Source organism: Pantoea sp. ME81, from assembly GCF_903970985.1.
In the GTDB taxonomy this organism is placed as follows: Bacteria; Pseudomonadota; Gammaproteobacteria; order Enterobacterales; family Enterobacteriaceae; genus Pantoea; species Pantoea communis.
The window spans coordinates 30,894-45,253 of the sequence record NZ_CAJCKS010000025.1; the positions used below are offsets into that span (position 1 = coordinate 30,894).

Sequence of the window (14,360 nt, forward strand, 5' to 3'; positions counted from 1 at the left end):
GTCCTCTCGTTAGTTAACCGGCTCAGGCTGAATGCCGATGCTGCGCCAGATATGCTCGTAATACTCATTGAAACGCGGCGACAGGCGGCGTTCGGGTATCGACAGGCTATCCGTGCCGAGATCGACCTCAATCTCCTGCACAATTTCACCGGGGCGCGCTTTCATCACGTAAACACGATCTGACAGCGTGACCGCCTCTTCGATATCATGCGTAATGAAGATCACCGTCTTGTGCTGCTCTTTCACCACACTCAGCAATTCACTTTCCAGCGAGATTTTAAGCGGGTAGTCCAGCGCCTTATAAGCCTCATCCATCAGGATGATTTCCGGGTTGGTGACCATGGTGCGCATCAATGCCACACGCTGTTTCATGCCGCCGGAAAGCTGCGACGGATACTTCTGCTCGTAACCGGTCATTTTGTAGAGTTCGAACAGTTCACGTGCTTTGGCTCGCGCCTGTGCTTTGGGCATGCCGCGCACTTCCAGACCGAGGATCACGTTGTCGATTACCGTACGCCACGGGAACAGCAGGTCTTTTTGCAGCACATAACCGAGTTCCGGTGACGGCGTGCCGGTGGTTTCGCGATTCTTCAGCAAAATGCTGCCGCTGTCGGGCATTAGCAGCCCGGTGATGATGTTGAACAGCGTCGATTTGCCGCAGCCGCTGGGCCCGACAAATGAGACGAATTCATTGCGATTGGCATGGAAGTTGAGGTTGCGCAGCACCGTCACCTCACCCTCCGGCGTGGGATAGCTTTTGTGGATGCCAGCGGCTTCCAGAACTTTACTCATGGTTTTCCCCCAAAGGTCGCGCGTGGCGATTGTGAACCGTCAACGGCGAAGGCGGGGCCTGCACCGGAACGTAATCTTTCAGGAAGTGATAGCCGAGATAGTCGCTGCTGCGGGCGCGCAGGATGGCGGACTGCACCTCGACGCGGGCAATCGCCATGCCTTCCGTGGTGCCACTGTCAGCCACGATATTTCCCAGCGGATCGATAATGCGGCTGTGGCCGTGATAGTGAAGATTGCCGTGCTGGCCGCACAGATTGGATTCGATCATCCAGCATTGATTTTCCAGTGCGCGCACACGGCCAAACAGCGTGTAGCTATCCACCATGGGATCGGCATCGCCTGCACTGCCGTCCCCGGCATAGCCCCATGCGGTGGGCATAATCATGATGTCCGCGCCTTTCAGCGCCAGCTCGCGAGTGCTTTCCGGGAACACTTTGTCGTAGCAGATCAACATACCAATACGACCAATTGGCGTGCTGAACACCGGAAAATCGCTGCCGGGATAGTAGACGTGCTTCTCATCGCCCGGCTGATGCACTTTGCGATACACGCCGAGCAAACCGTCTGGCCCCAATAGCACCGCACTGTTAAACAGTACTTCGGCACGTTCAGGATGGCGCTCGGTCATGCCGAAAACCACATGCAAGCCCAGTTGCGTGGCGAGCTTTTGCATGGCCTGCACGCTCTCACCTTCGGTCACCACTTCGGCTTGCGCCATTTGCCACGCCACCGCTTCACCGTTCCAGTTGAGCGTATCCGGCAGATAGCCTTGTAAAACCTGCTCCGGGAATACCACCAGGTCGGCACCTTCCTGTGCTGCCTGTTCCATCCAACTCAGCAGGTTGTTGAGGTTGCGGGCTTTATCGTAAAACGCGGGCAGCGTAATGCTGGCGATGGTGGTTATGTTCATAGCAGCTCCCAGAAGTTTTCATTTAAACTGCTACTCTGCTCACATTTAGACCAATACAATTTTCTTATGTGATAATTTTTATCATATGTGAGAAATTAACTGTCCAGTTCACTTAGCAGAAGAATCATTGCCAATGAAAACCACCCGACAGCATGAAGCCTCCGGGCTGGGCGCCGCCTTAACCGGCGAACAAGATTTTGGACTGCGAATCAAAACGATACGTCAGGCGCGAGAATTGACGCTGGAGCAGGTCGCCGAGTTGAGTGGCGTGTCGATTTCGACACTTTCGAAGATTGAAAAAGGTCAGGTATCCGCTTCATTCGATACCATTGCCAAGATTGCCAGCGCGTTTGATTACTCTCTGGCCGAACTGTTCGCCGAAGAGTTGCCCCTGCCTTCGGTGGCGAGCACCGCCATTCAGGGCCGCCGCACTTACACACTGGCCGGTAAAGGATTGGCCTTTACCAACCCCTATTTTCGTTATGAAGTGCATGCCGCTGAACTGCTGGTGAAAGGGATGATTCCGGTGGTGATGGGAATTGAGACGCGCGAGTTGCCGCCGCCGGAAGCCTGGTCCCAACATGCCGGTGAAGAGTTCATTTATGTTTTGTCAGGCGAAGTGATGTTGCATACGCAACTCTATGCACCGCTGCGGCTGGCACAAGGTGACAGCGCTTACATCGACAGTACGATGCGCCATACCTTTGTACGGCTAAGTGATGAAGCCGCCAGCCTGATCTCCATTTGTCAGACTGAAACGCTGGATATTGAGGATTTGACGCGCGGTGGCTGATCAGAGCCTTCCCGCCACGCCAGCAAACACAGTAAACTGACCGCCGATTACCCCACAAAAGGAACTTCAGCTATGGCACGGGAACATCACTATCAGGTCACGGTCCGCTGGACCGGCAATCGCGGCACCGGCACCTCCTCTTACACCGCTTACGATCGTAACAGTGAGATGCTGGCAGACGGCAAACCCATGATGCCTTTGAGCGCCGATCCGGCATTTCGTGGCGATGCCACGCGCTGGAATCCTGAAGAGTTATTGCTGGCTTCAGCCTCCGCCTGTCACAAACTGTGGTATTTGCACCTGTGCGCGGACGCGGGAATTGTGGTGGAAGCTTATGAGGATGCCGCGGAAGGCACCATGGTGGAAGGCGCTCGGGGTCGTTTCACGCAAATCACGCTGAAACCGCGCATTACGCTGCGCGATCCGGCAGATGCGGATCGCGCGCGTGAGTTACATCATCAGGCACATGAGGCCTGTTATGTGGCCAATTCACTCAACTTCCCGGTGAATTGCGAACCGACGTTTGCCTGATCAGGCGGCGCCGGCCAACGGTGGTTGCGGCGGGACCCACAGCCGCACACCATTTCGTCCGGCGCGTTTTACCTCGTATAACGCTTCATCTGCATGGCGTAACCAATGGCGCAAGGACTCGGCGTTGGCGGCTGAAGCAATGCCGATACTCACCGAACAGCGAAACTCTGCCGACGCTGGCAGGCGTACCTGGGCGATTTTTTCCTTTAAGTGATTTGCCAACGCGACCACCGTCTCATCGGTCGCATGGTGCACGATCACGCCCAGCTCATCACCGCCGAAACGTGCGGGAATATCCTGCAATCCCACATGATTACGAAGCAGTGCCGAAATCTCTGCCAGTAAAAAATCCCCGGCTTCGTGGCCCCAGGTATCATTCACCGACTTGAAGTAATCAAGATCCATCAGCAGCAGATAGCCCGCGCTGTCGCCACGACGCGTACTCAGGAATTCGCTCTCCAGACGACGTTCAAACAGACGCCGGTTAGGGATCTCCAGACCAGGGTCCATTAACGCAATACGCTCCAGTTCACGGTTTCGTTTACGCAATTGCCAGGTCAAATTGTAGGACGTCACGCTCAATACCAGCATATAGCAGGTTGCCAACGGCAATGTCAGCCAGACGGTTTGCTGACTGAATGTTAGATTGACACCCGCGCCATCCACCAGCCAGACCATAACGAAAGCGCAGAGGAAAGCCTGCATGGCAGCGATTAACTGCGCTGCGCCTCCTGCCGCATAACGATCCGAGGCCAGCACCGCCATAATGATAAATGACGGCAATGGGCTAAGCGCCATCAGCGCTACCCAAATACCGCCAAATGCCGCGTCCAGCGTTAAGTTATGCCGTTCGGTGCCGGTGGAGTCTTCGGCACGCAATGCCCGGCGATAAGCCACCCACGGCCAGATAAATGCATTGGTAAATAACAGGGCGCTGAACGCCAGACCGCGATCCATCTCCATCAATACCGAGAGAATCGGGAAGAAACATAAAATTGTGCCAAGCTGGCGCATGATAAACATACGACGAACGAAGCGCTGTGAACGCCGCTTCAGATGGCTATCATCAGGTGAGTAATAATTCATTCACTGGAAAAATCTGATCGACAAGAAAAGCAGTTTAACGGGAAAAACCGCGAGCGGAGCGGTTTATTTTAAGAATATTTACCTTGTGCTGAGGCAATAGTGCAAAAACCCTTCGTTATGCTGAAAAGTCCGGCAAACATCAGCATGGAATAGCGCCCTTCCACATTAAAACTTTGAACCCACAGCGATTTTCAGCAGCTGATTAGCGCCAGCGGTTGTCACATCAGCAGCTTGAACGCAGGATGTTCACTGCCCCCTGTTGATAGGAAAACGTCATGTCTCTTTCTGCGGCACACAAGCGCGTGCTCATTGCCGGATCCGTCGGCAATTTTATTGAGTGGTATGAATTCGCCGTTTACGGTTTTATGGCCACGCTGATGGCTAAAAACTTCTTCCAGCTTGAGGGCGAAAGTGCCCTCACCAGTCTCATCCTGACCTATGCGGCATTTGCCGTGGCCTTCTTTTTCCGTCCTTTAGGCGCGGTGGTGTTCGGCAGGCTGGGCGATCGTTATGGACGCAAGCCGGTATTGATCGCTGTGTTGATATTGATGACGCTCGCGACCGCTGCGATCGGTCTGGTGCCGGTTTATGCCTCCATTGGCGTTGCTGCACCGCTGCTGATTACCGCGTTACACATCCTGCAAGGGTTGTTTGCCGGGGGAGAGTACGGCGGCGCAGTTTCACTGATGACGGAATTTGCGCCTCCGGGCAAACGCGGCTTTTACGGAGCATGGCAGTCTCTGACCGTAGCGTTTGGATTACTGGCGGGCGTGGCCGTGGTGGCGGTTTTGCCGTTGCTCATCGGAGACGCAGCGATGATAGCCTGGGGCTGGCGCATCCCGTTTCTGCTCGCACTGCCACTAGGCGCTATCGCACTTTGGCTACGGTCGGGCTTAGAAGAGTCTCCACAGTTTGAGCAAGCAACAAATGCAGAAAGCGCGTCGGTCAGTGCCACTGTACGCGCCATTGTGCTGGGGATCGGACGACTGATGGTGTGGTCCGCAGCGGGCTATACCTATCTGGTGATCATGCCCACCTATTTGCAGGCAGCGCTGCATACCGGCTTCAATCAGGCGCTGCTGATTGCGGTGATCTCGAATCTCGGCTTTGCGGCGACTATCCTGCCTGCCGGTATCCTGAGCGATCGCGTAGGACGACGCACAGTGATGTTACTGGCGACCTTCTTGTTGCTGGTGCTGGCATTCCCGCTGCTGAAAGTATTGCAGGACCCACTAAACGGCTTGCTGATCAAAGCGGCGGTGGTGTTTGTGGCCGGGGCATTGGTCGGCATGCTTGCAGGGCCGGGGCCCGCGATGCTGGCGGAGATGTTCCCGACGCGCGTGCGCTACACCGGGCTTGGGTTAGCCTACTCGCTGTCGAATGCGCTGTTTTCTGGCTGTGCGGGACTGATTATTACCGGTTTGATGAAACAGACCGGTAATGCGGATATTCCGGCCTGGTATGTGATGGGCACAGCGCTGGTGAGCTTTGCCGCGCTGTGGACGTTGAATAAAGACGATCACCGCAGGCCGTTATAAAAAGAAGGCGGCCATCAGGCCGCCCCATCCTTGAACAAACTTAACGCCCCGCCCCCTGCAAGCGGAACTGCGCGACCAATCGCTCCAGCATCATCGCTTGTTCTTCCAGCGAGTTTGCCGAATGCGAGGATGCGCTAACCAGCGTGGCGTTTTGCTGGGTAGTGGTATCAAGTTCACCTACCGCGCGAGCAATTTGCTCAATGCCACGGCTCTGCTCATCGGAAGCAGCAGAAATTTCCTCCATGATCTCATTCACGCGCGCAATGCTGCCGAGAATCTGATCCATGGTTTCGCCAGCACGCGCTACCTGCTGATGCCCGTTGCTGATGCGGCTCACCGACTCACTGATCAACTGTTCGATGTCTTTCGCTGCACCGGCGCTACGCTGTGCCAGGTTGCGCACTTCACTGGCGACCACGGCAAAACCGCGCCCCTGCTCACCGGCTCGGGCCGCTTCGACCGCCGCGTTCAATGCCAGAATATTGGTCTGGAAAGCGATGCTGTTAATGACGGCAGTAATGTCGGCGATTTTCTTCGAGCTGTCGGAGATTTCCCCCATGGTGCTGACCACATCGCGCACCGCTTTACCGCCCTGATTCGCATTGTGTGAAGCTTCTGCGGCAATCTGGCTGGCCTGCCGCGCGTTCTCGGCGTTATTTTTAACGGTAGCCGTTAACTGCTCCATGCTGGCAGCCGTTTCCACCACCGCCGCCGCCTGCTGCTCGGTACGTGATGACAAATCGAGGTTCCCCTGATTGATCTCGCTAGCAGCTTGCGAAACGCTGCTGACGCTATGCAACACATCGCCAATCATACTGCGCAGACGGTCGTTCATCCGCCCCATCGCCGAGGTCAGCTTGCCGAGTTCATCATGACGATCGGTGGTAAACTGCGAGCTTAAATCGCCGCTGGCAATGCGCTCCGCCAGCTCAAGATTGTGGAATACCGGACGCGTAATCTGACGGATGATGTACCACGCTACCAGTACGCCAAACAGAATCGCCAGCCCCCCAATCAACAGGGATAGCGTTGCTGAACCGTTCGCCAGTTCATCATTGCGCTCCTTGACGATGGCAATGATCTTTTTGATCGCCGCACTGCTCTTATCACCCGCGACTTTTACCGTGTCTTCTGACGCACGCAGCTGACCATAGCTGTCCGCCGCTTGCAGGCTGAGATCTTTAAAGCGTTCGGTATCCTGCCACAGCGCGGTAAATTCGCCCTGCTGTTCCGGTGGCAGCTGAGCCAACAAGGCTTTCATACCCTGATCGGCCTGCTGGAAATGGGTTTGCAAGGTATTGCGCAGGGTATCGGAGACATTGAAGCGCAGCGCCCAGGCTTCTTCACGCACGTTGCTGATGGCGAAGAGCTGCTCATAGATCTGATTGGTCAGTTCTGGATTGGCCACTGGCGTGCGAATCAACTGCGTGTAGCGCGAAGTCATGTCTTGCTGGCTCAGGGAATCAAGCTGTGCACGCAGACTGTTCAGTTGCTGGGTGGCTTGCGTCATCGCCCCGATGCTGTTCTGGAAACTGGCGAGATGGGTATCGAGTTCATCCACCAGAGGACGCGCGTTATCTGACCAGGAGAGTTGTTTAGCCTCGCGATTCAGCTGCTGTGCATGAGTGACATAGTCGGCCATCACCTTGCCGGATTTATCATCACCATAAAGGTATTTGAGGCGGTTAATTTTGGCCTGGAACACCTCGATATTGATGTCATAGATCAGATTGGTTTTCTGATAGATGTCATGAATCGCATTGAAACGCTGCACGCTGATGCCGGTGGCTAATGCCACTAACAGCAACACAATGCCAAATCCTGCTGACAATTTTCGGGTGATGCGTACATTACGTAAACGGGATACCAGCCCCATGTTCCCTCTCCTGCGAATGTTGTTTTTGTAAATTCTGGTAAGGGAGTTATCGGAGCGAAGCGGGATTTGTTTATCGCGGAGATCACAAAAAAACGATTACAGGATGTTATGCGCCGCCGGGCAGCGGCGCGAGCAGGTTATCGCGCGGATTGCGGGGCTAACTGGCTGATAAACAGGCCTGCCGCACTCACCGCATCCACCGCCACTTTCCCTAACTGCTGGCGAATGCTGTCGCCTAGCGCGATGGTGGAAAAACCGGTGCATGAGAAGGCGATGACTTCAATGCCATCGCGATAAAGACTATCCGCACAGGCCAGGGCGCTGGCGCGACCTTCTGCGCTCAGCAAGTCCGTGGTGTTCAGCACCCCTTCCGGACGCGCGTAACGCACGGATTCACCCAGCAACTGACGGAAAGGCGCCGGGGCCGTCGCGCCAATCCCCATCACCGCGACAGGACGCTTGAGCATACGCGCAATACTTGCCGATGCCGAACCGGCGCTGATGACGGGAATCGATACGGCATCGCGCAATGCCGCAAGGCCAGGATCGGCGGCGCAGCTGAGAAACAGCGCATTGCAGCCGTCGGACTCTAATTGCCGCCCGAGCGTAACGATCTTAGGCACCGCCAGCGCTTCACTGGCATCATCGAAAATGCCTTTGTGCTGATCGGGGATCGCCCGGCTAATTGAGTTGATAGCGTACTCCTGATGAATCAGCCGACCATGTTCTTCGACAAAGTGCTGATCTGGATGGGTTAATACGCGGATTATCCCCAGCATGGCTGTTACTCCTGGTCTGATGTTAAATGGGTTTGCAAAGCGGACTGGTTTTTTATTGTGTCGAGTAACATGGCAGGTTTATGCAAAAGCGGCAACACGTACCTGCCGCTGGTTTGATCTACAATGCTGCTCCGACTTCCGCGATCACACCGCGCAACCACTGATGCGCCGCACTGTCCTGCGTCCTGCGATGCCAAAGCAGATCAAATGGAATCGAGGGCAGCGCCAACGGCGGTTCAAACATGATGATGTCGCCCTGGCGGGATGAAGTGGTGCCCACGCGGCGCAGTACCGTTGCCACATAATCCGTTCCCGGCAAGAGCGCGGGCACGGTAAACATGGTGGGCAACGTCAGACTAATGGTGCGCGCTAAACCTTGCTCTCGCAATTGTTGGTCCACCAAGCCGTAATGGTTGCCTTCCGGTGACACCAGGATGTGGCGCATTGATAGAAACGCTTGCAGGTTCATGCCTTTACGCGCGGCTTCGTGGTCGCGCCCGACTAAGGTGACAAAGTCATCACGTAGCAATGGCTGGGAAAGAATTCGGTTCTCTGCTTTGGTTGGCGGTACGCCTACGGCAATATCAATCTTGCCCGCATCGAGTAGCGCAACAACCTCATCGCGATCAATAAAATAACGCACATGAATCGTGCAATGAGGTGCCACCGCCGCGAGCTTTTTGGTTAGCGCAGGCAGCAGCACATGCATCGGATACTCCGTCAATCCCAGGGTAAAACTGCGCTGTTTGGCTGTGGGATCAAAGACCTCTGCGGGCTTCATTAAATGACGCACCTGCCCTAACGCATCGGCCACCGGTATCGCAATCTCCTGCGCTTTCGCCGTGGGTAACAAGCCTTCTGCGCTGCGGATAAACAAAGGATCGTCAAAAACACGACGCAGGCGAGAAAGCGCGGCACTCATCGCCGGTTGGCTTACGCCAGCCAGTGCCGCCGCTTTAGTGACGTTGCGCTCCAGCATTAAGGCATTAAATGCCACCAGCAAATTGAGATCGAATCCTTCAAAATTCATATTTTGTATAATGCTCTATACCAATCATTTGTTGGATGGATAGTGTCAGATTCAGGAATACTGCACAAGCCGGTGAGATGCACCGCTAACTAATCCAATAAGGTTTCCAACATGTCTGCGACACAACCACTGAACCAACGCCTGCAAGCTGAACGTACTGCGGTAGAAAACCTCTATCGCGCTTTTAGTGACAAAAATCCCGATCTGCTGGATCTGGCGGTCACACAAGACTGGGATGACATCCCACTGGCGCCAGGTCAGGGGCCGGGACCAGAAGGATTTAAGCCACTACTGGCAGGTTTTATCGCCGCGTTCCCGGATATCAACATCACCGTGCACGACATGCTTCAGGAGCCTGGAAAGATTGCTGTGCGTGCAGAAATTACCGGTACGCACCAGGGTGAGTTTATGGGCATTGCACCAACCGGTCGTCGCATTAGCGTGCGCCTGCACGAATTCCACTTGCTCAACGGCGAGCGCGTGACCACCACCTGGCATATGGAAGATTGGTTTGCCATGTTCCAGCAAATTGGGCAATTCCCAACTCCCTAAAAGAAGCACTGCAGATAGCGTATAACTCATGGCAGAAGTCCGCGGCATTGTTAGTCACTAATGACGCAGCGGAGAGTTAAGGACATAAACAAGTCTTTGACGAATTAACAGCGATCAACTGCATGGTTTAAGCCAGGCATAATCTTCCCCTGCTATGCTAAGCACCAGACGTTAATCAGTGTTCACAGGCGGAAGAATGAAAGTCGTGTTATGTGCGTATCATGAGATGGGATGCGCGGCGCTGGAGAGTTTGCAGGAAGTGGGATTTGAAGTGGTCTGCGTGTTCACCCACGCGGGCGCCCATCAGGAAAATAGCTTCTTTGACTCGGTTGAAGCCATGGCGCTGCAGCAACAGATCCCGGTGTTTTGTCCGGACGATATCAATACGCCAGAATGGATTGCCAAAGTAGCGTCGCTGCAACCCGATGCGATTTTGACCCTGTCTTATCGACAAGCGCTCTCTTCTGCCATGATTGCCACCGCCAAAAAAGGCGCATTCAATGTGCATGCTTCGCTGCTGCCCGCCTATCGCGGACGTGCGCATCTCAACTGGGTGATTATCCGCAATGAGCGTGAAACCGGGGTGACGCTTCATCGCATTAATGACGTGCCAGACGGCGGGCCAATTCTGGCGCAAAGCCGTGTCGCTATCACTGATGAAGATGAGGCGCTTTCATTACATCGCAAACTGGTACGCACCACACGTGAACAGTTGCCAAACTGGCTGCGCGCTCTGCGGGCGGGTAGTTTGATTGAACGCGTGCAGGATGAAAGTCTCGCCAGCGAACCGGGACAACGAAAGCCTGAGGATGGGCAGATTCACTGGCATCAGTCTGCCGATGAGATTCATGCTCTGATTCGCGGCGTTGCTTATCCGTGGCCTGGTGCGTATAGCCTGATGGGAGAACAGCGTTTTATCGTGTGGAAAAGCCGCGTGATTACCCAGTCGCATCAGCACGCAGCGGGCAGCATTATTTCCATCGATCCGCTGTATATCGCCTGTGGCGAAAATGTGCTGGAAATTGTCGCGACGGGGTTATCGCATCACGACAATCTTAGTGCGGCGCAGCTCGTGCAGCACTTCTCACTGTGCGTGGGGATGCAACTGAAGTCATGTTGAGCTGGCGATTTCAGGCTGAAATCGCCAACCTTTATCACCAGCGGGTCGCTGCCATATCAATCACAAAGCGATATTTCACATCACCCTTCAGCATGCGCGCAAATGCATCTTCGACTGCTTCACCCGCAATCAATTCGATATCTGCCGTGATGTTGTGTTCGCCGCAGAAATCCAGCATCTCCTGCGTCTCTTTGATGCTGCCGATGGATGAGCCGCTGATGCTCAGGCGACGGAAGACCATCGGCGTGACGTCAGGTGCCTGATGCGGTTGTTCCGGAATGCCTACCAGCACCAAACGACCATTGGTTTTGAGCGTGGCGAGGTAGGGATCGAGATCGTGAGGCGCGGACACGCAGTCGATAATGAAGTCGAGAGAGGTTTGCGCCGCTGCCATCTGTTCCGCATCGCGTGAGACCACCACGCGGCTGGCCCCCAGGCGTCGCGCATCGGCACCTTTTTCCGGAGAGGTAGTGAACAGCGTCACTTCCGCACCCATCGCACTCGCCAGTTTTACCGCCATATGCCCAAGCCCGCCTAAGCCTACTACGCCGACTTTGTCGCCGGCCTGCACCTTGAAGTGACGCAGCGGTGACCAAACGGTGACGCCCGCACACAGCAACGGCGCAACGCCTGCCAGCGGCAGGTTCTGCGGCACTGACACCACAAAATGCTGATCGACCACCACATTCTGTGCATAGCCGCCCCAGGTGCTGTCGCCAGTGTGTTTGTCGATACCATTATAGGTCGCGGTAAATCCGGCTTCGCAGTACTGCTCTTCCTGCTGCTGGCAGAAATGGCATTCACGACAGGAATCGACCATCACGCCGACACCCACCACATCACCGACCTTGAAGTTTGTGACCGCTACGCCAGTTTCCCGCACGCGGCCGACAATTTCGTGGCCCGGCACCAGCGGATAACGACTCACCGCCCATTCGTTACGTGCCATATGCAGATCGGAGTGGCACACGCCGCAGTACAGGATATCGATTTTAACGTCCTGCGGTTGCAGTGGACGCAGCGCGATCTGGCTGGATACTAAAGGTTTTGCCGCGTCGTGTGCGACTAATGCGTTGATTTTCATGGTGCCTCCGCAAGGTGCTGGCGTTATTGAGTTGAAGGCGGCAGACTATAGTCAACGTGGTGCAGAAATGATAGTAGTCACCTTTTGGTGACCATAGAGGAGTGACACTGATGCCAGCCTGGGTTGACGGCAAGCTGTTTTTTTATGCGGATTCCCCGCCGCGTCGCTTGATGGATTTGTTCTCGCTGAAGTGGAGCAGCATGGTGCTGCACGCGCTTTATCACTGGCCGGGACAGCGTGCGCGCACCGGCGAGTTGCAGCGCAGCCTGCAGGGAATTTCGAAGAAGATGCTGTTTCAGACATTAAAAGAGCTGGAGCAACGCGGATTGATTGCCCGCCATGTGTACGACGTGGTTCCACCGAAAGTGGATTACCGTTTGACGCCGCTGGGACAGACCTTTGCAGCCCCAATCGAACAGATGTACCAGTGGGGACTGGAGAATCAGGCGGCGCTGGATGCAATGGACGCCAACCTGCGCGCGGCTACGGACGTGCCATCAGACGCGCCACCGTCTCACGATCTCTCGGCAAGCGAGGATTAAACACCACCAGGCTCAGGCCGGGCTTACCCTCAACGGCGAAGGTGCTGTATTCGAGTTCCAGCACGCCTTCGTCCGGTAGCCACAGTTGCTTTATCCCTTCGCCATGCTGGCTCACTTCCTGCGATTGCCACAGTTGACGGAAGGTTTCGCTCATCGCGCTGAGTTCTTCCACCAGCGTGCGCACATGCTCGCTGGCACCGGTACGTGCTACGTCGGCACGGAAATTCGCCACCATGTTACGCGTGACCTGATGCCAATCCGGCAGGCGTTTTTTCATCTCTTCGTTGCTGAACATCATCAACAGGATATTGCGCTGTTCCGGCGGCAGTTGGGCGTAATCCACAAATACTTTGGTCGCCGCTCGGTTCCACGCCACCACCTGCCATTCAGCGGTTTTCACCAGCGCGGGCGTGTGCGTCATGCTATCCAGGACGCGTTGCAACGAGGGTGAAACATCCACGCCCGCCTGCCAGGTGACGCCCGGCAAACGATTCTGCGCCAGCAGAAACAGGTGGTCGCGCTCGGCGGCACTTAGCTCCAACGCTTTGGATAACCGTTCCAATACCTCTTCGGAGGGCGCACCGCCTCTGCCCTGCTCCAGCCAGGTGTACCAGGTGGTGCTGACGCAGGCGCGCACCGCCACCTCTTCCCGACGCAATCCGGGCGTACGACGCCGCAGCAACGGATAGCCGAGTTTGCCGGCATCCAGTCGCTGACGTCGTTCACGCAGGTAGTTGCCGAGCAGATTGTCGTCTTGTTGGGTCATGGCGTTATCCTGTTAGTGCCTATACCTGTATAAGCTCACGACTTTTCGCCGCGCCGCAGACTTTTATCATAGTGCTTCAACAGCCAGAAATAGGAGTACGAATATGCGACTTTTTGTGACCGGCGCAAGCGGCTTTATCGGTTCGGCCATTGTGAAAAAACTGCAGGCACGCGGCGTGGACGTGCTTGGACTGGCACGCAGTGACGCGTCAGCAGAGAAGCTGCACCAGCAGGGAGTCCAGGTGATGCGCGGCGATTTAGAAGATATTGCCAGCCTGCGTAGCGCCGTTGAACAGAGTGACGGTGTGATCCATGCCGGCTATATCCATGATTTCAGCCGCATGGATCACGCAGCGGCTATCGATCAGCAGGCGATTCTGGCGATGGGTGAAGTACTAGCCGGGTCAAACCGTCCGCTGGTGGTGACCACCGGTACTGCATTGGTCTCGCCAGGACGTCTCGCGGTTGAACAGACTCAACCGGTTTCCGGCGGCCATCCTCGTTCCGACTCCAACATCGCCGCACTCGCGCTGGCGGATAAAGGGGTGCGCGTCTCGCTAGTGCGTCTTCCGCCCACGGTACACGGCGCAGGCGACCACGGCTTTGTGCCGATGATCATTAATATGGCGAAAGAGAAAGGCGCGGCGGTGTATATCGGGGATGGTGCGAATCGCTGGCCTGCGGTGCATCGTGATGATGCGGCAGAGTTGTTCTGCCTCGCCGCCGAGCACGCCGAAGCCGGCACGATTTTGCATGCGATTCAGGAAGGAGGCATCGCATTCCGCCAGATCGCCGAAACCATTGGTGCAGGTTTGTCTCTGCCGGTGAAAAGCCTGAGCACGGAAGAAGCGAAAGAGTGGCTGGGCTGGATGGCGTTCTTTGCTTCCATTGATAATCCGGCTTCCAGTGAATGGACACGTCAAACATTTAACTGTCAGCCCACCGGACCGGGACTGCTGCAG

15 protein-coding genes are annotated in these 14,360 nt (G+C 55.6%); 7 read left to right on the forward strand and 8 right to left on the reverse strand.

Features of this window, described 5'->3' with window-relative positions; all coding sequences use genetic code 11:
* Positions 1 to 9 precede the first annotated feature (9 nt).
* On the reverse strand, positions 10 to 792 hold the full coding sequence (locus H7A81_RS07000; RefSeq protein ID WP_034822435.1) for an ABC transporter ATP-binding protein: 783 nt from the start codon (positions 790 to 792) through the stop codon (positions 10 to 12).
* Entirely contained in the window at positions 785 to 1,702 is a 918-nt protein-coding gene (locus H7A81_RS07005) for a carbon-nitrogen hydrolase family protein (RefSeq protein ID WP_160833158.1), read from the reverse strand. The genes H7A81_RS07000 and H7A81_RS07005 overlap by 8 nt, the downstream gene beginning before the upstream one ends.
* Positions 1,703 to 1,835: 133 nt before the next feature.
* Here H7A81_RS07005 and H7A81_RS07010 point away from each other — a divergent pair, with 133 nt between their 5' ends.
* Together H7A81_RS07010 and H7A81_RS07015 are read left to right on the forward strand one after the other, a co-directional pair.
* Positions 1,836 to 2,495, forward strand: a complete 660-nt coding sequence (locus H7A81_RS07010; RefSeq protein WP_034822430.1) for a helix-turn-helix domain-containing protein — start codon at positions 1,836 to 1,838, stop codon at positions 2,493 to 2,495.
* 72 nt (positions 2,496 to 2,567) lie between these two features.
* Complete coding sequence (locus tag H7A81_RS07015; protein WP_034822428.1) at positions 2,568 to 3,026, forward strand: OsmC family protein; 459 nt, start codon at positions 2,568 to 2,570, stop codon at positions 3,024 to 3,026.
* Here the strand turns inward: H7A81_RS07015 and H7A81_RS07020 are convergent, their stop codons facing one another.
* Positions 3,027 to 4,112 (reverse strand): diguanylate cyclase, encoded by a 1,086-nt coding sequence (locus H7A81_RS07020; RefSeq protein WP_166935300.1) that lies wholly within the window; start codon positions 4,110 to 4,112, stop codon positions 3,027 to 3,029.
* A 275-nt stretch (positions 4,113 to 4,387) separates the two neighbouring features.
* Between H7A81_RS07020 and H7A81_RS07025 the strand changes: the two genes are divergently transcribed.
* A complete protein-coding gene (locus tag H7A81_RS07025; RefSeq protein WP_182057086.1) occupies positions 4,388 to 5,650 on the forward strand; it encodes an MFS transporter in 1,263 nt (420 codons plus the stop codon).
* A 40-nt stretch (positions 5,651 to 5,690) separates the two neighbouring features.
* On the opposite strand, the gene H7A81_RS07030 is transcribed toward H7A81_RS07025, so the two are convergent.
* The 3 genes from H7A81_RS07030 to H7A81_RS07040 form a co-directional block, all read right to left on the reverse strand.
* Positions 5,691 to 7,526, reverse strand: coding sequence for a methyl-accepting chemotaxis protein (locus tag H7A81_RS07030; protein WP_182057087.1), 1,836 nt, complete (start codon positions 7,524 to 7,526; stop codon positions 5,691 to 5,693).
* Between the two features lie 137 nt (positions 7,527 to 7,663).
* Positions 7,664 to 8,305, reverse strand: a complete 642-nt coding sequence (locus H7A81_RS07035; RefSeq protein WP_182057088.1) for an aspartate/glutamate racemase family protein — start codon at positions 8,303 to 8,305, stop codon at positions 7,664 to 7,666.
* A 118-nt stretch (positions 8,306 to 8,423) separates the two neighbouring features.
* Positions 8,424 to 9,335 (reverse strand): LysR family transcriptional regulator, encoded by a 912-nt coding sequence (locus H7A81_RS07040; RefSeq protein ID WP_160866927.1) that lies wholly within the window; start codon positions 9,333 to 9,335, stop codon positions 8,424 to 8,426.
* Positions 9,336 to 9,446: 111 nt separating this feature from the next.
* Here H7A81_RS07040 and H7A81_RS07045 point away from each other — a divergent pair, with 111 nt between their 5' ends.
* Both H7A81_RS07045 and H7A81_RS07050 read left to right on the forward strand, forming a co-directional pair.
* Complete coding sequence (locus H7A81_RS07045; RefSeq protein ID WP_097117666.1) at positions 9,447 to 9,887, forward strand: ester cyclase; 441 nt, start codon at positions 9,447 to 9,449, stop codon at positions 9,885 to 9,887.
* A gap of 196 nt (positions 9,888 to 10,083) precedes the next feature.
* Positions 10,084 to 11,007: a formyltransferase family protein gene (locus H7A81_RS07050; protein ID WP_182057089.1), complete on the forward strand. Its 924-nt coding sequence runs from the start codon at positions 10,084 to 10,086 to the stop codon at positions 11,005 to 11,007.
* A 34-nt stretch (positions 11,008 to 11,041) separates the two neighbouring features.
* Here H7A81_RS07050 and H7A81_RS07055 read toward each other — a convergent pair whose 3' ends face one another.
* Complete coding sequence (locus H7A81_RS07055; RefSeq protein ID WP_182057090.1) at positions 11,042 to 12,091, reverse strand: NAD(P)-dependent alcohol dehydrogenase; 1,050 nt, start codon at positions 12,089 to 12,091, stop codon at positions 11,042 to 11,044.
* A gap of 110 nt (positions 12,092 to 12,201) precedes the next feature.
* Between H7A81_RS07055 and H7A81_RS07060 the strand changes: the two genes are divergently transcribed.
* Positions 12,202 to 12,633 (forward strand): helix-turn-helix domain-containing protein, encoded by a 432-nt coding sequence (locus tag H7A81_RS07060; RefSeq protein ID WP_182057091.1) that lies wholly within the window; start codon positions 12,202 to 12,204, stop codon positions 12,631 to 12,633.
* Here the strand turns inward: H7A81_RS07060 and H7A81_RS07065 are convergent.
* The gene (locus H7A81_RS07065) at positions 12,575 to 13,399 is read right to left on the reverse strand and encodes a helix-turn-helix transcriptional regulator (RefSeq protein WP_182057092.1); all 825 of its coding nucleotides are present in this window, start codon (positions 13,397 to 13,399) and stop codon (positions 12,575 to 12,577) included. The two genes, H7A81_RS07060 and H7A81_RS07065, sit on opposite strands and share 59 nt — an antisense overlap.
* Before the next feature lie 103 nt (positions 13,400 to 13,502).
* Between H7A81_RS07065 and H7A81_RS07070 the strand changes: the two genes are divergently transcribed.
* Positions 13,503 to 14,360: SDR family oxidoreductase (locus H7A81_RS07070; RefSeq protein WP_182057093.1), on the forward strand; the 858-nt coding region annotated here is incomplete at its 3' end.